Below are 17,730 nucleotides of genomic sequence, written 5' to 3'. Positions count from 1 at the left end.
CCCCACACCCCACACCCCACACCCCACACCCCACACCCCACACCCCACACCCCACACCCCACACCCCATCACCCATTCACTTGATTATGGAACTACCAGAATTAAATATAGAGACAATTTGGGCGATTATTAACGATGAAATTGACGACGAAACCGTTAATAAATTGCTCTGGCAAACTTTAGGTTATCGCTACGATGAAAGTCAAGGAAAATGGGATAATAGTCAAGTAGAGGAAGATTGGCGACGGGAATATCCCGAACCCCCAGATTTTATTGCCAATCGTCCCCCAACAGTAAAATTAACTCGATCGATCTTGCCAGAAAATAAACAATTATTAAAAGATAAATTGGGGTTTACCGGTTATAAAATTGGCGAATTCAATCCCCGCATGACTCGCCGTGCCACCGCCGCTAATTGGTTGTGCTTTTATGCGTTAAAATAGATGAGGAAAGTTATTTTATCAAGCTTCTAGCATGGTCACTATCCCTGTCAAGTCCTCCTCTCATCCCCTAGCATCCTATATTGAGCGTCTCACTGCTGGGGAAGCATTGTTAAAAGATACTCCCCAGAATTTGATCGAGGTAGTGGGTATCCTGAAAAGTTACGGGGTGGTGTTAGATGCTTATTCCAAAAATTTAATTTATATTGCGGAAAATCAGTTTTTGGTTTTTTTCCCTTTCTTTAAATATTTTAATGGTCAAGTATCTTGGCAGAAATTACTACAACACTGGTGGCACGATCGCATTAATTTTGAGTATGCTGAATACTGTATGAAAGCCATGTTTTGGCATGGTGGGGGTGGTTTAGATAGTTATGTAGATGGTGCCGCTTTTCGGGAAGTGACAGCCAAGGTTATTCAAGCTAAATTTAGGAATAATCCCCTAGTTTTAATTTTAAATAAAGCCTTTCCTGAATTTTTGCTAGAACAAATGCGGATGATGGCTTACTATAGCGGTTTAGGTCAATTTTGGCGAATTATGGCCGATACCTTTTTAAGTTTATCCGATCTCTACGATGCTGGAAAAATTACTAATATTCCCGAAGTGGTGGCACACATTAAGAAAAATTTAGTCGATAATGCTAGTCAAGCAATTGTCTATCAGGTAAAAATCAAAGGACAAACCTATGATCTTATCCCCAAATCGGCAGGATTAACCTTTCTTGCAGATACAGCAATCCCCTACGTTGAGGCGGTTTTCTTTCGCGGAACACCTTTCCCCGGTACAATTTCCTATAATGCCCAAGCCTATCAAATTCCCTACGATCAAGGAATGTTTGCCTATGGTGCTTTGTATGCGGATCCTTTGCCCATCGGAGGTGCGGGGATTCCTCCCACACTATTAATGCAAGATATGCGTCACTTTTTACCTGATTATCTGCACGACATTTATAAAAAGAGTTTTCGTCAAGAGGAAGATTTATTAGTCCAGATCTGCGAAACTTTTCAAAAGTCGATGTTTTGTGTGACAACGGCAGCCATTCAAGGATTAGCGCCTTACCCTTTAACTACCACAGATTTAAAAGAACAAAAAGCCAATCGCATCTATCTAGAAGCATGGATGAATCGCTTTGTTAAGTCGCGATTAGAAGCGGTAAATCAATAATTATTTTGCCGATAAATCCGTAGTTTTTGCAGTCAACAAACCCCCTTACATTTATGTCAGATATTAACGCCCAACTACAGGATATTTTAGCTCAATTGCAATCTTTAAGCGAACGGGTTGCCCTCATCGAAGCGCGGCAGATGTTAGTACCGGACATCGAGCGCTATGGTAAATTACAGCAATTCCTAGCTGAGGGGAACTTTAGGGAAGCAGACGCAGAAACTCTCCGAGTTATCCTCGAAGCTGCTGGCAGAACCCGCGATACTTTAACCCCAGAGGATATGATGCGGTTTCCCGTTAATGTGATTCGGGTACTCGATCGCCTTTGGAAAAATTATAGCGGCGATCATTTCGGTTTTAGCAATCAGGTGAAGTTATATTTTGCCGTCGGGGGTAGTATTAACACCCTGCGAACCCAAGATGCGGAAACGATTAAAAAATTTGGGGAATTGGTAGGATGGCGCGACAAAGATGAGTGGCGTATCGATGATTATGATCACTGGGATTTTAGTCTAGCAGCTCCAGAAGGCTGTTTTCCCGCTCTCTGGTGGAAGTCTCCCTACGGGTTAAAAATGGTGACTTTTTGTTTTACTCGCCTGATAGAGTGCGATTTATAGACAATGAAAGGTATTATCGGCTATTTTCGGGCTTTATTATCCCCCCAATTTGCCCCCACTGGGATAAAAGTGGCTGTGGTAGTGGGGACGATTTTATTGACAATTAACCACGGTTATGCTATAATCAGCGGCCGCATGACAAGCGATCGCTGGATGGCGGCATCACTGACTTATCTAGTTCCCTATCTGGTCAATATTCATGGGCAGTATAGCAGTTATCGCCGTCAGCAGTGGCCGAAAAAATCCCAACAATAAAGGCAATTTTGAGCGGTTAGCTGACAATTATTGAGAGCTGCAAACACCCTCTGATACTAAATCCTGTTTAAAAAGTATAGGATAGTGGGGTGTGGGGTGTGGGGTGTGGGGAGAAACAATTCATAACTTGAGAGTTAATCACACTATTAAAAAGGGATTTGGTATGATTAGTAGAGGACTGCTTTGATAGCGATCGAGACGAATATTCAGAAGTCCGATTTACCATGGCTACTGTTTTATTGAAAACCGGCGAATTCCGAGAAATCCCTGTTGATCAGTTAATTTCTTTCCTCGAGGAAAACCGAGATTTGATTCAATAATCACGCAGAAAAAGAGCGATTAAAAGACCTATACCGTCCAATGTGACCTCTTTCGAGTATTTTAAAGTATAAAATGGCGGCAGTATCTAGTCTAGGCTAAGATTAACTCCCTTAGCTAGGATTTGATAAATGTGATCGCTCTCTTTTCAGTAAGGCACTAGCGAGAAAAATACCCAGTATTGCCAATACAGCCATAGCATAAAAAGCATAAGTGTAAGTACCGAACCAATCGCGAATTCTACCGGTTACTAAAGTTCCGATCAAAGCACCGACACCGTAGGCAGTAAAAACAATACCGTAATTTTGGGCGTAGTGGTCAGGATTAAAGAAGTTGAGAGTGGTAGCGGGAGCTAGGGCTAACCATCCCCCTAAACAAAACCAAAATAGACAAAAAGCCACTAGATAGCTAGTAACTGCCCCTTTTTCGGCCTTGACCATCAACAGACAACCAATCAAAATGAGTGTATAGGCTCCGATCGCTAGATAATGGGGTTTCCAGCGATCGCTTAACCAACCGAACAAAGGACGACTAATACCATTAAACAAGGCAAATAGAGCAACACTACTAGCGGCTAACCCCGGATCAATCTGAATAATTTCCTCAGCGACGGGACTAGAAATACCGATAGCACTCAAGCCAATTAAAGCACCAATAGCATAGCAAAGCCATAAGCCATAAAATGAGCGACTTTTCAGCATATTCACCGGATAATTAGCCTGAAAGTCGGATTTTCGATTAGCTAAATTGGCGGGAGGTTGCCAGTCTTGAGGGGGTAACTTCATGGCGAGGGCAATCATCACAATAATTATTGTAAAGATAATCCCCAAAAATCTTAAACTTGGTCTAACGCTATATTCATTGATTAATCGATTGGCTAAAGGTGCGGTAATCAGGGGAGAAAGGCCAAATCCGATGATAGTTAAACCCACCGCTAAACCTTTTTTGTCGGGAAACCAGCGTGCCACCACTGCCATGGGAACACCGTAAGCGATGCCGACTCCCGTGCCGGCAATGACTCCGTAGGTAAGAATAATTGTCTGGATCTGAGCGGCAAAACTAGCGAGAATATAGCCTAAACCGACGATAATTCCGCCGATAGCCGTCATCCTGCGAGTGCCTACCCGGGGGATATAAAAACCAGCGATCGGCATAGAAGCGGCATAAAATACTAGGGCCACAGTGTAGGGTAGTAAGCTTTCCGTGGCGCTGAGATTTAATTCTGTTTCTAGGGGTTTTCTAAAGATACTCCAAGAGTACACCGTCCCTAAACAGAGTAAAACGCCCATTCCTAGAGGTATTAATAACCATCTACCTTTGGCCGCGGGTAATCCCAAAACTGTCAACTCGGAATCATAATTACTGGTAGTCATAGATCGCCGTGACTCTTTCTAGACTTGCTGGCCAGTATTCTAGATGAGGTCATGGCTAATGGGACCAATTTTCTGGAAAATTTTCCGATTAAAATGAGGGGCGAATTATTTCGCCCCCCTTTAAAAGTCTGCCCCCCATCTATAGCTGAGGGACTTCTGAGGATTTTTAACTAAACTGCCGCGAAGTAAACTTTTGACTTCACAGGATCGGGAACCATGGTAGCATCCCCTTCTTGCCAACCGGCGGGACAAACTTCATCCGGGTGGGATTGGACGTATTGAATCGCTTTCAGAGTGCGGAGGGTTTCATCGACACTGCGACCGAAAGAAAGATTATTAATAGTAGCGTGTTGGATAACACCTTCTTTATCGATGATAAACAGACCGCGCAGGGACACTCCCGCATCAGGATCAAGAACATTGTAAGCGGTGCTGATTTCTTTTTTCAGATCCGACACCAAAGGATAGGCCACATCCCCCACACCGCCGGATTTTCTCTCGGTTTGAATCCATGCTAGGTGAGCAAATTCGCTATCGACGGACACCCCTAAAATCTCGGTGTTGATGCTGGCAAATTCGCTAACTCGATCGCTGAAAGCGGTAATTTCCGTGGGGCAAACAAAGGTAAAATCGAGGGGATAGAAGAATAAAACTACGTATTTACCCCGATAATCCGACAATTTGATGGTTTTGAACTCTTGATCGAAAACGGCGGTCGCGGTGAAATCCGGCGCCGCTTGTCCGACTCTTAAGCAACCTTCGGCGGTCATACTCTTAATCTCCTTAATCTAGTTTTTGGGAAAATGCAACTATTTTTACATTCCTTAACAACTATATCATAGTCATAACGATTTTGAGTAGTTGGCAATCAGTTATCAGTGGCCAGCGGGGAGATAGGGAGATGGGGTGATGGGGGTTAGGTGTTAGAGAGGTTTGATCGGTCGAGAGAAAAACAATTTACCCACTTTTCGCACTTCTTAACATTCAATAGCTACAATCATGGATTTTTATCAAGGTTAAGAATTGTATTTTTTTTTTCTCAGAAAAAATCAATTATTGAAAATGTTCTCAATAGTAGGTTCTACAATGAAGGTTTTTCGTCAAAACATCTTGGGGAATGTAAAAATATATAAAAGTATATGAAGATTTGCGGAATGTCGGATTTAATAAACTTCATAATGTTCACTTTCGCAGCCAAAATAAGAATTTAAGGACAGCGAAAGAGATCGTCACCTGGGGAAGTCAGCCCATCGTACAACTTAGTACAACTTTCTTGCCTCAACGTTCCTCCACGATGCTGTCTGCTTTTACTTATAGTTGCAAAGACTATGTCATCAAGCACCAGTAAATATCTATCCCTATCCCAACGTCAGCAACTTCTCGAAATCTTAACAGAACCGAATATCTCTGATGTTGATCGCAAACGGATTCAAATCATTCTTTTCGCTGACGAGGGCAAATCCCAGGGCGAGATCCGTAAGCTTCTCGATTGTACTGCCGCCACTGCTAGTAAATGGATACTGATCGCCGAGAGTGGCAAGATCGATCGCTGGCAGAAATACCGCCGCGGTCGCCCTTCAAAAGTTGATCAACCTTACCTCGATCGCCTGAGGGAACTGATTAGTAAATCCCCCCGGGATTTCGGCTATTCCTTTAAGCGATGGTCGGGAGTTTGGTTAGCGCGGCATCTAGAGAAAGAATTCGGGGTTGCACTCACCCCCACCCACATCAATCGCCTCCGCAAACAGCTACAGCCGCTCCGCATCGTCGATCTTTCTCCTTCAGCCAAAGCTTAAAACAACTATGCTCGATACTCACAGCCTCGTCAATCCCTGGCCGGAATTCCTGTCCGAAACCCAGTGGCGGAGTCTCCAGAAAACGGCGATCGCCCTCTCTCCCGAAGCAGGTACACTGCCCGTACAGTCGGGGTTATACCTAGTCGTTGGCGGCAAAGTTCGGATAGCGAACTCGCAGCAAAAAGAGATGATTGCGCTCAAAACCGGCGAATTTTTCGGGGAATTCTCCCTCTTTCCCCGATCGGGTTTTCTTCCCTACTCGGTTCGAGTCTCCGCAAAGGCGGAACTACTTCTTATCCCCGAGTCCGCCCTGAAGCCGATCCTGAAAAAACACCCCGCCCTGAAAAAAACATTACTACAACGGGCGCGGGAAATTGAGCAACTTCTTGGGACGAAGACAGAAGAAACGGACAAAAAAAGCGATCGAGCCTATTTTCCCTCTCCGGCGCAGCGGTTAGGTCACTGGATCGGTCAATCCCTCCGCCGTTATCCCTTCTTCGAGCAACAGTCCGCCTCCGATTGCGGGGCGGCCGGTTTAGTCATGATCGCCCGTTATTGGGGCAAAAGAATCAGCGTCAACCGTTTGCGGGAAATGGCCAACGTCAACCGCGACGGGGCATCCCTGAAGGGACTGATCACCGCGGCGGAAAATATCGGCCTCTCCACCCGTCCGGTAAAAGCGACTCTAGAGGGATTAGGGAAACAGCCCCTACCTGCGATCGCTCACTGGGAAGGCAAACACTTCGTTGTGATCTGGAAAATTACCCCCAAACAGGTGATTATTGGCGATCCAGCGATCGGGCAATTAACCCTAAGTCGTGCCGAATTCGCCAGTAAATGGACGGGATTCACCCTGCTGCTCCAACCGAACCAGAAATTCCGGGACACGAAAGAGGATAAAACCTCTCTCTGGCAGTTTTATCGCTTACTGGAACCCCATTGGTTCGTACTGCTGGAAATTTTCGTCGCCTCGCTTTTTATCCAGATATTCGGCTTAATTACGCCGATTTTCACCCAGTTAATCCTCGATCGGGTAATCGTGCAGGGGTCCTTAACTACCCTTTGGGCGATGGGGATCGGTGCGCTAATTTTCGGGGTTTTTCGGGTGGCAATTACTGGTTTACGCGCCTATCTCCTCGATCACACCGCTAATCGCATCGATACGGCATTAATCACCGGTTTTATCCGCCATACCCTCAGCCTTCCCCTCGGTTATTTCGAGTCCCGCTATGTGGGCGATATTATTTCCCGCGTCGGGGAAAATCGCAAGATTCAGCGTTTTCTCTCTGGGGAAGCTCTCTCGATTTTACTTGACTTATTAACGGTTTTCGTGTATGTGGCGGTGATGTTCCGCTATAGCTGGCAATTAGCCCTCATCAGTTTAGCGATCGTGCCACCGTTCCTTCTGCTGGCGTTAATTTCTACCCCTTTTCTCCAGCGAATATCCCGGGATATTTTTCAGGCGATCGCTAAAGAAAGCAGTTACCTGATCGAGATTTTAACCGGTATTCGTACCGTCAAATCTACCGCCACAGAGCGCTCGACCCGTTGGCACTGGGAAGACCTTTTCTCGGTGGAGGTCAAGAAAAATTTCTCCGGGCAGATCATCGGCAATAATCTCCAGATATTCAGTAATCTGATCGAATCTTTAGCGACGACGGGGTTACTCTGTTTCGGTGCCTATCTAGTGATTCAAAATCAATTATCGATCGGACAATTGATCGCCTTTAATATGCTTTTTGCCCAGATCATCGCGCCTTTTCAACGCTTAACCGTTCTCTGGACGCAATTTCAAGAAGTCAATATCGCCGTCGAGCGCATTAACGATGTACTAGACGCAAAGCCGGAGGAGAATTTAGAGGAACTTTCCCGTCAATTTCTCCCGGAATTACAGGGACATATTCGCTTTGAAAATGTCACCTTTCGCTACCACACCGACAGCGATCAGAATGTTTTAGAAAACCTCAGTTTTGAAATTTTACCCGGTCAAACCGTTGCCATCGTCGGTCGGAGCGGTTCGGGAAAAACCACGATCTCGAAATTACTGATCGGCCTCTATCCCCCCACCGATGGGAAGATATCGATCGACGGTTACGATCTGAGTACGATCGCCCTCAGTTCCCTCCGGCAACAGGTGGGAGTCGTCGATCAGGATACTTTTCTCTTCGGTTCCACGATTCGGGAAAATATCAGTTTAGGACATCCCGATCGCCCCCTAGAAAATGTGGTGGTCGCGGCGAAATTAGCGGGAATTCATGACTTTATTCAATCACTGCCGATGGGGTACGAAACCCAAATCGGCGAGGGTGGAGGGCTACTTTCCGGGGGACAGAGACAACGGATCGCCATCGCTCGATCGTTGATGGGAGAGCCGCGGTTATTAATTCTCGATGAAGCCACTTCCCACCTCGATACCGAATCGGAACGGATTATTCAAACAAATCTCCAGAAAATTCGGCAGAATCGCACGATGGTGATTATCGCCCATCGCCTCTCTACGGTGCGGAACGCGGATTGTATTCTCGTTCTTGATCGAGGGGTATTAGTCGATAGTGGAACCCACGAAGAATTAATGGCCAGACCTGGAATTTACCGTAATTTGAACTCTAATCAATTGAGTGAATAACTATGACAACCAATCTAGACAGAGAGCGCGATAACTGGTCTTTCCATACCAAAGAATTGATCGATACTTTACCCCTACCCTGGACGCGTGGTTTACTCTATTTTCTGATTATTTTCGTCTCGATCATTCTCCCTTGGGCGATATTCTCAAAAGTCGATGAAACCGGTGTCGGACCAGGAAAACTGGAACCCCAAGGAGAAACAGTCAAAATCGATGCTATCGCGACGGGAAAAGTGGAAAAAATCTATGTCCGTGAAGGCCAAGAGGTGAAAGCAGGACAACCGATTTTAACCCTAGATTCCTCATTAATCGGCAAGGAAATACAACAAATTGAGGAGAAAATAGAAGGACAAAAAAGCCGTCTTTCCCAACAGAAACTTGTCAAAAGTCAGTTAGAGATTTCTTTAACCACCCAAAGCCAACAAAATCGCGCGGCAGCAGCGGAAAAAGAAGCCTCGATCGAGCAAGCGCGGGAGAATGTGGACGCATTAATCAAGAAAGCGAAAATATCCCTAGAAGAACAACAGGCGCGGGTAAATCAAGCGAAAACCGCCCTCGCACAAAGTCAGACTGATTATCCGATTCTCAAAAGTCGTTATCAAACGGCTTTAAAAGAAGTCGATCGCTACCGAAAAGCGTGGGAGGATGGCGCGATATCGGAGGTGCAATTCATCGAGCGCGAGGACAATGCCAAGGAGCGCCAACAACTCTACGAGCGGGGAAAAGCGGAGGTAAAAGAAAATCAACATAAACTAGCGGAATTAAAAAGTGCCTACCGTCAGACGAGTCAACAAACGAGCGCCGATATCGCCCAAGCGCGTCTGCAATTACAGGAGCGGCAGCGGGGTTATCAAAGTCTCCGCCATTCCAACGAGTTGGCACTCTTAAGGGTACAGGAGCAGATTAACAATCTAGACACGGAGATCGGAACACTGGCATCGGAAATCGCCCAAAGCGAGAGCCAACGGCAAGCGCTCCAAATCCAACTAAGTCAGAGGGTTTTAAAGACGAACACCGACGGCACAATCTTTTCATTACCGATTAAACGCGCGGGTGCGGTGGTGCAGTCGGGAACGCGGGTTGCGGAGATAGCACCGAAAGGATCGCGGTTTATTCTCAAGGCAGAAATGCCCACGGATCAAAGTCAATTTCTCCGCGCCGGTATGCCGATAAAAGTCAAGTTCGATGCCTATCCTTTTCAGGATTACGGCATTATCGGCGGCAAGATCACCAAGAAATCACCGACGGCGATCGAAAAGGAAACGCCCAACGGAAAAATTAACGTTTTCGAGCTAGAAATTCAACTCGATCGCTCCTGTATTCAAAAGGGAAATCAATGTATTCCCCTCAATCCGGGGGATACGGCTACCGCAGAAGCGATCGTCCGTCAGCGTCGGGTGATCGATTACATCCTCGATCCCTTTAAGGATCTGCAAAAAGATGGGTTAAAACTGTAGTTTTTTTCAGGAGTCATTATGTCCCATAGTATCACCATCAGCAATCAAGACCTTATCCAACAGCTTAAGCTATCGGGGAAAGTTCCCGAAATAGTCGAGGGAATTATCGGTCGGAAAATCATCACCGAAACCGCCACGGCAGCGGGGATTAAAAACACGACTGACGAGTTACAACAGGCGGCCGATCAATTCCGTCTCGCCAATGAATTACATAACGCCAAAGATACATGGAATTGGTTGGAAAAACAGGGCTTATCCCTAGATGATTTCGAGGAGATCGTTCAATTCAATTTACTATCGGGTAAATTAGCCGAACATCTTTTCGCAGACAAAATTGAATCCTATTTTGTGGAACACCAGCTAGATTATACTGGCGCGGTGATCTATGAGGTAGTGTTAGCAGATCAGGCGATGGCGGAGGAGTTGTATGAATCGATTCAGGAGGAGGAAATCAGCTTTCAGGAAGTAGCGCATCGCTATATCGAGGATGTGGAATTACGACGCAAGGGGGGTTATCGCGGTACTGTTTACCGTAAGGATTTACGACCGAATCTTTCGTCCGCAATTTTCGCATCGGATTCTTCTCGATTGTTGAAACCGCTGCAAGGCGATCGGGGTTTTCACCTGATTTTTGTCGAGGAAATCCTTAAACCAAAATTAACCGAGGAGTTGGCTCTGAAAATCGGTGTTGATTTGTTTAACGGCTGGGTAAAGGAGAAGATTCAAGAGATAGAATACGAGTTTAGTAATTAATCGTGAACGGGGTGGGCATTGCTCACCCCGCAAACATAGTAAGGGAAGATAAGAGTTATGGAATGTGTGATCTGTAAACACGGTACGACTCGATCGGGTTTTGTTACCGTTACTTTAGAGAGAGATAATTGTATCGTGATTTTAAAACAAGTCCCTGCGGATATCTGTCAGAATTGCGGGGAGTATTATCTAAGCGAGTCGGTCACTGCGGAAGTTTTACAGAAGGCTGATCGCCTATTTTGTAGGTTGGGTTGAAGCATGAAACCCAACATCATCCCCCTATTATTCTTCATGTTTTGTGTTGGGTTGCACTTCGTTTAACCCAACCTACGGATTATTTTACTATAAGATTAATACAATATGGATTAATAAAATACCAATAATCCGATTATTCTTGAGTGAGCTTATTCAGCATAAAAACCAACAAAGCGATTTTTAATACATACACTTTTAAAAATTCCTGAATCTATTCATTAACAGAATTCCCAGTTAATAAAAAAAATAAATAGTGCTTGCTGAATAATGATAAAACCCTTTTAAAATAAGGCTTTTGACCTGTTAAAGTCTGATGTTAGTGCTGCGAAAATAGGATTGTGACCTTCAAAAACTTGGCATTATCCTTCTTGTGGTACGCAAGCTAGTACAAAAAGGAGGGCAACAAAGCCTGAAACGACCGACGACCGGCTACTGAATCCTGACTCCTAACCCCATCAACAAACTTTTTCAGCAAACCCTAAATAACTCAATTCAGTTAGCTTGGTTGGTTCTCTTTGCTTCCAACAAGACAAGTTCAGAGTTTTTTGTACATAAATTACTTATTTTTGTTTCTTTAAATAGCTTGGAAGCCCGTTGTTTAATCGGTTTTGATGATGTTTTCGCAAAAAACAGTCTTTCAAAAAGAACATAAATAACTCAATTATCTTTTTTTTGTTCGATTTTGATAGTTGATCTGATGTTGAAAAATTGTTATTGTTTTCTTGAATCAATAATTTGATTCATTCATTTAGCGAAAATTTGGAGAATACATCTCATGGCTAACATCAAAATCAACGAGCTCAAAAACACGGTGACTGACGAAATTATCGAGTTTCGCACCGATGCCGCTAACGACAGTCCAGAAAGTATCACCGCTTTTAAAACCTTACGTCAAGTTGCGGGCGGTGCTGCTGCTGCCAAATGGACTGTCAAATGGAAGGTCGCAGTAAGTGGTCCACTATTATAAGTACCTACGGTCCGTGGATAATGTGCCATTTTAGGGCTTGTCTGATTCTTCTACAGAGCAATTGTCTGGCCGGGATATTATTCCTACGCAAGTCTCCAAGAGGTAGAATTGCGCATTGTTTGCGATTCTATTACTCAATCCAAGCCTTTGGGGGTTCTACCCCCCCCTGAACGCTGGAGAGCATTAGCTTTTTAATGAGATGCTCACACGCGATTGTTCAGATGTTTGTATTAATTTAACTGATACGGCGGTTCCTCTATCCATCTGACACAGACAACTTCTTATTGGATAAGCCTTTCGGCGTGGAGAATGTACCAGACTAATCCTGAATCCGCCGTAATTACTCGGCAGTGGGGATTTCTGTAATATTGAGATGCACCCAAGTCAAATCAGCTACTAATTTATAAAATACCGGCTCTTCTAGGTTCTGTGTGATAAGTTTAACTTACATAGGATCGATCAATCTTTGTGTCCTTTGTGTCTTTGTGGTTCGTTCCACCCCCTCGCTAGGAGGAATGTATCTTAGAATACATTTTACCCACTAAATCCAAGAGAGCCAAATACCGAAGTCTTCGGGATTTTATGCAGATGTTAGCTATCGTGAAAACACTAACGGGTACAAATTGCATTATTGAGAGTATGTATGTTGTCTTTAAACGATCTTCCCATTCCTTGGAGCCATCGTCCTTATTTCGATCTTAGTCCCTATCAATCTGGTGCTTGGCATATTCAGGGAATTGACTATAGTTATCGAAGCCTTGTCTCCGAAGTAGGAGGTTTCGATACACCATCAGAGTCCCCAGTTTCTCTCGTTCACTCTGCTTCTTTTCGAGAGCAACTGATTCGAGAGACCGGTCTTTTTCAATACCCAATTAACGATCCTCTCGCCCTCCCCGATGAGTTGAGAACCGAACGTTGGAGAGTTCTTTGCGAGCATTTAGAGCATTATCGTGAGCTTTCACCCGCTACTCAAGTGAAAACGGTCGATCTATTATCGAGTTTATGCTTTCATGAAGCGATTACTCGCTATATTCCCGCAATTAGCGATGAAAACATTGGCAGAGACCCCACGTTCGCTAGATTGGCTTACAGCCTGGCGATGTCTAAAATCCTTTGTCAAGAAGATATTGGTACATCAGAAAATCTCGAAGATTTTCAACGAATCTTTCAATACGCTTCTAAAGAAAGCCTGGTGGCTTTCGGGGCGGCCGTAGAATTAATCGTTTTGCAGGCTACTGCCTTTCAAGATATAGCGGCGGTCGCCCATTGGCGAGAAGTAGCCAAGGAGGCACTCCATCACGTCGAACCTTCCCTCGATCGTTTCGATTTTAAACATTTAACCAGTGTTTTCAAGCGTGCGGCTGTTTTCGCTCCACTTCTGCGGGGTGAACGAGAAACGGTTGTCCGTGAAATGGATATCTGTCAATCCCTGGCGGAAGAACTAACTCGCGAGTGTAAAAACGAGAGCGAACGACTTTCCGCCTACGACACTCTCATAACGGTTCTCGAGAGCCGAACAAAAGAAGCTCTCTGGTTAGGCGATATCGATCTCGCCGAAGAGAGATCGAAGAAAATGGTGGCGATGGAACCTCTTTACTCTCGTTATCGCCTGCAACTGGGGGAAATTTTACTGAAACAAAATAAATTTGAAGAAGCGGCGAAAATCTATCGTTCTGCCACTAGACTCGGCCCACCTGGAATGGCGATCGCTTGGTTTATGGCCGGCCAATGTCACGAACGATTAGGAGAGATAGACATCGCCTGTGATTGCTATCTAGCTTCCCTACAGATGGATGAATTAGCTATCTCCGCCGTGGAGAAAATTAACAAATTGGCCCCCCGGCTAGGTAACTCGATGCTGACCGATTGGAGTACCATGCGTCTAGAACAATTACAGGAACAACAGGGAGGTATGGTCTCTAAAACGAAAACTTCCTATATTCCTGAAGCAGCTTCTGCACTGAAATTAGCGGGTGAACGCGAACTCTCTCAAATTTAACTCAAGGCGATCGAGGAATTCGGGAAAGATTCTACCTCGATCGCCCCGCAGCCGGAATTCCCTTAGAAGAATTTCTAACCCCTCACTGAATCGCCTGTTTTAAACTGCGACAGAATTCTTCGAGGGATTTTAACCCATCGCTGGGGGAATTATCGGCCAGACGTTTAACCATGGCACTGCCGACAATTACCGCATCAGCACCCCAGTTTTTCACCTGTAGTGCCTGTGTCGGGTCAGAAATGCCAAATCCTACCCCCACGGGTTTATCGGTGACAGAACGGATAGAATCGAGCAATTCCTCCACTCTGGTGGCCACTTGCTTCCGCATTCCCGTCACTCCCGTGACACTAACCAGATAAATAAAACCTTGGGATTGCAGGGCGATCGCTTGTATTCGTTCCGGGGGACTGGTAGGCGCTACCAATAAAATCACCTCAATTCCCTTAGCGGCAGCCGGTTGCAGCAGACTTGCCGCTTCCTCTAGGGGTAAATCGGGAACCACCAAACCACTCACCCCGGCTGCTTTAATTTGGTCTAAAAAGACATCTATCCCGCGATGATAGATGGGATTATAGTAAGTAAAGAGAATAATGGGAGCTTTCACCTCTCCCTGAGCATTTTTGACGATTTCTAGCACATCTTCCAACTTGACACCCCGATTTAAAGCGCGGGTGGCTGCCGCTTGAATAACCGGACCATCCGCAAGAGGATCGGAATAGGGAACCCCCAACTCGATCAGATCGGCCCCTGCCCGGTCTAAAATGCGTAAAGCTTGGGCAGTGGTAGATAAATCGGGATCACCGGCAGTGATAAAGGGAATTAAGGCACAATTCCCCTGGGAACGGAGAGAACGAAAACACTCGGAAACAGCAGTCATCGAAAATTACTGAAGACATAAAGCACCCTCTATTATCTCATGGCGGGGAATCGCTCCTTGCCGGTCGCTGTAAGCTCAGGTAAGGAATTTTTCAAGCAATTCTTAAGGAATATTGACAAAATGGCGATCGAGGTTAGAATAGGCTCAGTCTGGCAGTTTTAAAAAAATTTCTGGGATAATAAGGGTTTTCATTCCAATTTTTCTGGTACACAATAGGACTAATGCCCGATAAGGTTTCGTATAATCAAACACCATATTATATCTATGTTTTCCATTTACATTCTCACTCATAACGAAGAAATTGATATTGCCGCCTGTGTGGAATCGGCACTTCTATCCGATGATGTGATTGTGGTTGACTCCTACAGTAGCGATCGCACAGTAGAGATTGCTTCTCGTTATCCAGTGCGCGTGATTCAGCATCAATTCGAGAGTCATGGTAAACAAAGAACTTGGATGTTGGAAAATATCGAGACTAAATACGATTGGGTTTATATTCTCGAAGCAGATGAAAGGATGACACCCCAACTCTACGCAGAATGTCTGCGCGCCACTCAACAGACAGAATTTACTGGTTTTTATGTGGCCGAAAGAGTTATGTTTATGGGAACTTGGATCCGTCGCAGCACCCAGTATCCCCGTTATCAAATGCGTCTATTTAAAAAAGATCAAGTCTGGTTTAGCGATTATGGTCACACGGAAAGAGAAGAATGTCGAGGAAAAACCTCTTTTTTAGAAGAAACCTATCCCCACTATACCTGTAGTAAAGGTTTAAGTCGTTGGATTGAAAAACATAATCGTTATTCTACCGATGAAGCGGCAGAAACCCTACATCAGTTGGCTAACGGTGGTGTTAGTTGGAAAAATTTATTTTTTGGTGAAACCGAAGTAGATAGACGGAGAGCTTTAAAAGATTTATCTCTACGATTGCCTTTTCGTCCCTTGCTTCGTTGGTTTTATATGTATTTTATCTTGGCGGGAATTCTCGATGGTAAAGCTGGTTTTGCTTGGTGTACTCTGCAAGCTTTTTATGAGTATTTGATCCTCTTAAAAGTAGCGGAAATGAAACAGGGTTTACCCACTCCCACCGAAGTGAGAAATCCTTTTCATCCCCCGAAAAATGGTGACAATAGTAATTCCCATAGGCCCGATTTCGTCTCCCTAAAAGGAAAAGCCGATTAACATTCAACCATTATTAATCAGTCAGCAATCACCTAACAACAACCTAGAGATAAAAAGCAATCCTGATCCATTTTTTATTCGCTGTGACATCAATTTCACGGCTGTTGTCTCATCTCAAGCTGTACGGTATTTAAACTGCGTAGTGGTCTCCCCATCTCCCCACCTCCCCACTTCATAATTCATAATTCATAATTCATAATTCATAATTCATAATTCATAATTCCCTCTCCCTGATTAATAACGGATGCGAGGATCAATGTAAGCATTGATTAAATCGATTAAAATACTGGCAAAAACCACTATTGTCGCAAAAAAAGCCATTAATCCCTGCACTGTTGGGTAATCCCGCAGAGAAATCGCGCGATATAACTGATTTCCCAAACCCGGCCAAGAAAAAGTAACTTCCGTCAAGACTGCACCACCTAAAAGAGCCGCAAAAGTTAATCCTAAGACGGTAATTACGGGAATTAGGGCATTTTTCAGCGCATGGGCGATCATAATCGTTTTTTCTGGTATTCCTCTCGCTTTTGCCGCATCTACATAGTCCGCTTGCAAAGTTTGTTTCAGATTAACTCGCACCATCCGTTCAAAAATCCCACTCAAAAGAATGCCGAGAGTAAAACTAGGTAAGGCTAGATAATACAAAGCTGTGGGCAACTTATCTAGTTGTAGAGTCATCAGACTATCAAGGGTGTATAAACCCGTAATTGTCTGCGGTGGTGTTTCACTCAAAGGAAAACGAGTCCCCAAGGGAAACCAGCGCAACTGTACCGCAAAAATTAGCTGTAAGAGCATTCCCACCCAAAAAATCGGCAAGGAATAGGTTATCAGTCCAAATAAACGTCCCCCCGCATCTAAGGGGGTATTCGGACGGGAAGCGGTGATAATTCCCAATCCGACTCCCACTATCACCGCAATTAGCATCCCATAAAAAGTTAGTTCCACCGTCGCCGGAAAATGTTTAGCGATAATCTCCCATACCGTCACCCCCTTACTGGTTAAAGAGTCTCCTAAATTGAGGCGCATTAGGTAAAAAATATAGTCTAGATACTGGAAAAATAGGGGTTTATTCAGTCCTAACTGTTCTCTTAGGGCATTTTTGGCACTTTCAGGGGCGCGGTTGCCTAAAATCGCATCCGTGGGATCACCGGGAGCAACACGCATCAGCAGAAAAACCACCGTCACGATTGTCCATAACATCAAGGGAGCTAGGAGTAAACGCACCAGTAAATAGGATTGTAAAGCAGCGCGGCGAGACATGAGGGCTTTCCGATCAGAAAATAGATTCTCAAGGAACCATACCCCAAAATCGACCCAGCGATCGAGAGGTACTGAATAAAAAATTAAATTGAGGAAAATATTTAGTACAAATAAACTAACATATCCGCACCGCCAGTTCTGATCAAAGGACTACCCAAAAAGACCAAAAGCTGAAAGGCTTACGTAGCAAGGGATAGAAAAAAGATCAAAAAATTTTGCCAAAAGGGGTTGACAAACCTGGGGAAGTTAGATACATTGGTAAATGCGCGGTTGAAGCGAAGCGAAAGCGAAGCGAAACAAACGACGCTCGAACCTAGACAAAACAATAGTTTGAAAGCCAAGCAAAAAAAGCCTCGTTTAGAAGCAATTCTATAACAAAGAAGTCAAACC

General features: G+C 44.6%; 16 protein-coding genes. 12 read left to right on the top strand and 4 right to left on the bottom strand.

The window, feature by feature from the left end:
- Positions 1-86 precede the first annotated feature (86 nt).
- From N0824_RS08585 to nrtS, 4 genes are read left to right on the top strand one after another with little or no spacing between them, the layout of a single operon-like run.
- Positions 87-443 (top strand): DUF1823 family protein, encoded by a 357-nt coding sequence (locus N0824_RS08585; protein WP_108936453.1) that lies wholly within the window; start codon positions 87-89, stop codon positions 441-443.
- Between the two features lie 31 nt (positions 444-474).
- Positions 475-1,605, top strand: coding sequence for a CO2 hydration protein (locus N0824_RS08580; protein ID WP_108936452.1), 1,131 nt, complete (start codon positions 475-477; stop codon positions 1,603-1,605).
- A gap of 53 nt (positions 1,606-1,658) precedes the next feature.
- Positions 1,659-2,222: a GUN4 domain-containing protein gene (locus N0824_RS08575; protein ID WP_108936451.1), complete on the top strand. Its 564-nt coding sequence runs from the start codon at positions 1,659-1,661 to the stop codon at positions 2,220-2,222.
- Positions 2,223-2,225: 3 nt separating this feature from the next.
- Positions 2,226-2,477: a nitrate/nitrite transporter NrtS gene (gene nrtS / locus N0824_RS08570; protein ID WP_046662280.1), complete on the top strand. Its 252-nt coding sequence runs from the start codon at positions 2,226-2,228 to the stop codon at positions 2,475-2,477.
- 431 nt (positions 2,478-2,908) lie between these two features.
- Here the strand turns inward: nrtS and N0824_RS08565 are convergent, their stop codons facing one another.
- Both N0824_RS08565 and N0824_RS08560 read right to left on the bottom strand, forming a co-directional pair.
- Positions 2,909-4,168 (bottom strand): OFA family MFS transporter, encoded by a 1,260-nt coding sequence (locus tag N0824_RS08565; protein WP_108936450.1) that lies wholly within the window; start codon positions 4,166-4,168, stop codon positions 2,909-2,911.
- Between the two features lie 170 nt (positions 4,169-4,338).
- Positions 4,339-4,938: a peroxiredoxin gene (locus tag N0824_RS08560; protein WP_002735961.1), complete on the bottom strand. Its 600-nt coding sequence runs from the start codon at positions 4,936-4,938 to the stop codon at positions 4,339-4,341.
- Positions 4,939-5,496: 558 nt separating this feature from the next.
- Here N0824_RS08560 and N0824_RS08550 point away from each other — a divergent pair.
- The 7 genes from N0824_RS08550 to N0824_RS08520 all read left to right on the top strand — a co-directional run bounded on the left by N0824_RS08550 (position 5,497) and on the right by N0824_RS08520 (position 14,021).
- A complete protein-coding gene (locus N0824_RS08550) occupies positions 5,497-5,964 on the top strand; it encodes a helix-turn-helix domain-containing protein (protein WP_108936448.1) in 468 nt (155 codons plus the stop codon).
- Between the two features lie 7 nt (positions 5,965-5,971).
- Positions 5,972-8,590 carry an ABC transporter transmembrane domain-containing protein gene (locus tag N0824_RS08545; protein WP_108936447.1) on the top strand — a complete coding sequence of 873 codons (2,619 nt, stop codon included), beginning with the start codon at positions 5,972-5,974 and terminating at the stop codon, positions 8,588-8,590.
- A gap of 2 nt (positions 8,591-8,592) precedes the next feature.
- Positions 8,593-10,047 carry an HlyD family efflux transporter periplasmic adaptor subunit gene (locus N0824_RS08540; RefSeq protein ID WP_108936446.1) on the top strand — a complete coding sequence of 485 codons (1,455 nt, stop codon included), beginning with the start codon at positions 8,593-8,595 and terminating at the stop codon, positions 10,045-10,047.
- A gap of 18 nt (positions 10,048-10,065) precedes the next feature.
- Positions 10,066-10,800, top strand: a complete 735-nt coding sequence (locus tag N0824_RS08535; protein ID WP_108936445.1) for a peptidylprolyl isomerase — start codon at positions 10,066-10,068, stop codon at positions 10,798-10,800.
- A 57-nt stretch (positions 10,801-10,857) separates the two neighbouring features.
- Positions 10,858-11,055 (top strand): type II toxin-antitoxin system MqsA family antitoxin, encoded by a 198-nt coding sequence (locus N0824_RS08530; protein WP_069475497.1) that lies wholly within the window; start codon positions 10,858-10,860, stop codon positions 11,053-11,055.
- Between the two features lie 775 nt (positions 11,056-11,830).
- Positions 11,831-12,022 carry a hypothetical protein gene (locus N0824_RS08525; RefSeq protein ID WP_002752480.1) on the top strand — a complete coding sequence of 64 codons (192 nt, stop codon included), beginning with the start codon at positions 11,831-11,833 and terminating at the stop codon, positions 12,020-12,022.
- Positions 12,023-12,665: 643 nt separating this feature from the next.
- Positions 12,666-14,021 (top strand): tetratricopeptide repeat protein, encoded by a 1,356-nt coding sequence (locus tag N0824_RS08520; protein WP_108936444.1) that lies wholly within the window; start codon positions 12,666-12,668, stop codon positions 14,019-14,021.
- Positions 14,022-14,103: 82 nt separating this feature from the next.
- Here N0824_RS08520 and trpA read toward each other — a convergent pair whose 3' ends face one another.
- Complete coding sequence (gene trpA / locus N0824_RS08515; RefSeq protein WP_108936443.1) at positions 14,104-14,898, bottom strand: tryptophan synthase subunit alpha; 795 nt, start codon at positions 14,896-14,898, stop codon at positions 14,104-14,106.
- Between the two features lie 264 nt (positions 14,899-15,162).
- Between trpA and N0824_RS08510 the strand changes: the two genes are divergently transcribed.
- The gene (locus N0824_RS08510) at positions 15,163-16,080 is read left to right on the top strand and encodes a glycosyltransferase family 2 protein (RefSeq protein WP_108936442.1); all 918 of its coding nucleotides are present in this window, start codon (positions 15,163-15,165) and stop codon (positions 16,078-16,080) included.
- A gap of 234 nt (positions 16,081-16,314) precedes the next feature.
- Here N0824_RS08510 and N0824_RS08505 read toward each other — a convergent pair whose 3' ends face one another.
- On the bottom strand, positions 16,315-17,340 hold the full coding sequence (locus N0824_RS08505) for an ABC transporter permease (RefSeq protein WP_108936441.1): 1,026 nt from the start codon (positions 17,338-17,340) through the stop codon (positions 16,315-16,317).
- Between the last annotated feature and the right edge of the window lie 390 nt (positions 17,341-17,730).

Origin of the sequence: Microcystis sp. 0824, assembly GCF_003112475.1 — a bacterium.
Classification (GTDB): Bacteria; Cyanobacteriota; Cyanobacteriia; order Cyanobacteriales; family Microcystaceae; genus Microcystis; species Microcystis aeruginosa_C.
The sequence above is the reverse complement of the archived record's forward strand: the minus strand, read 5'-3'. Positions and strand labels throughout refer to the sequence as shown.

What these genes read in the sequence shown, in the direction of transcription:
- N0824_RS08510 (WP_108936442.1), top strand. Translation starts at nt 15,163, where the DNA reads ATGTTTTCCATTTACATTCTCACTCATAACGAAGAAATTGATATTGCC.
- N0824_RS08580 (WP_108936452.1), top strand. Translation starts at nt 475, where the DNA reads ATGGTCACTATCCCTGTCAAGTCCTCCTCTCATCCCCTAGCATCCTAT.
- N0824_RS08550 (WP_108936448.1), top strand. Translation starts at nt 5,497, where the DNA reads ATGTCATCAAGCACCAGTAAATATCTATCCCTATCCCAACGTCAGCAA.
- N0824_RS08525 (WP_002752480.1), top strand. Translation starts at nt 11,831, where the DNA reads ATGGCTAACATCAAAATCAACGAGCTCAAAAACACGGTGACTGACGAA.
- N0824_RS08530 (WP_069475497.1), top strand. Translation starts at nt 10,858, where the DNA reads ATGGAATGTGTGATCTGTAAACACGGTACGACTCGATCGGGTTTTGTT.
- nrtS (WP_046662280.1), top strand. Translation starts at nt 2,226, where the DNA reads ATGAAAGGTATTATCGGCTATTTTCGGGCTTTATTATCCCCCCAATTT.
- N0824_RS08585 (WP_108936453.1), top strand. Translation starts at nt 87, where the DNA reads ATGGAACTACCAGAATTAAATATAGAGACAATTTGGGCGATTATTAAC.
- N0824_RS08535 (WP_108936445.1), top strand. Translation starts at nt 10,066, where the DNA reads ATGTCCCATAGTATCACCATCAGCAATCAAGACCTTATCCAACAGCTT.
- N0824_RS08545 (WP_108936447.1), top strand. Translation starts at nt 5,972, where the DNA reads ATGCTCGATACTCACAGCCTCGTCAATCCCTGGCCGGAATTCCTGTCC.
- N0824_RS08505 (WP_108936441.1), bottom strand. Translation starts at nt 17,340, where the DNA reads ATGTCTCGCCGCGCTGCTTTACAATCCTATTTACTGGTGCGTTTACTC.
- N0824_RS08575 (WP_108936451.1), top strand. Translation starts at nt 1,659, where the DNA reads ATGTCAGATATTAACGCCCAACTACAGGATATTTTAGCTCAATTGCAA.
- N0824_RS08565 (WP_108936450.1), bottom strand. Translation starts at nt 4,168, where the DNA reads ATGACTACCAGTAATTATGATTCCGAGTTGACAGTTTTGGGATTACCC.
- N0824_RS08540 (WP_108936446.1), top strand. Translation starts at nt 8,593, where the DNA reads ATGACAACCAATCTAGACAGAGAGCGCGATAACTGGTCTTTCCATACC.
- N0824_RS08520 (WP_108936444.1), top strand. Translation starts at nt 12,666, where the DNA reads ATGTTGTCTTTAAACGATCTTCCCATTCCTTGGAGCCATCGTCCTTAT.
- trpA (WP_108936443.1), bottom strand. Translation starts at nt 14,898, where the DNA reads ATGACTGCTGTTTCCGAGTGTTTTCGTTCTCTCCGTTCCCAGGGGAAT.
- N0824_RS08560 (WP_002735961.1), bottom strand. Translation starts at nt 4,938, where the DNA reads ATGACCGCCGAAGGTTGCTTAAGAGTCGGACAAGCGGCGCCGGATTTC.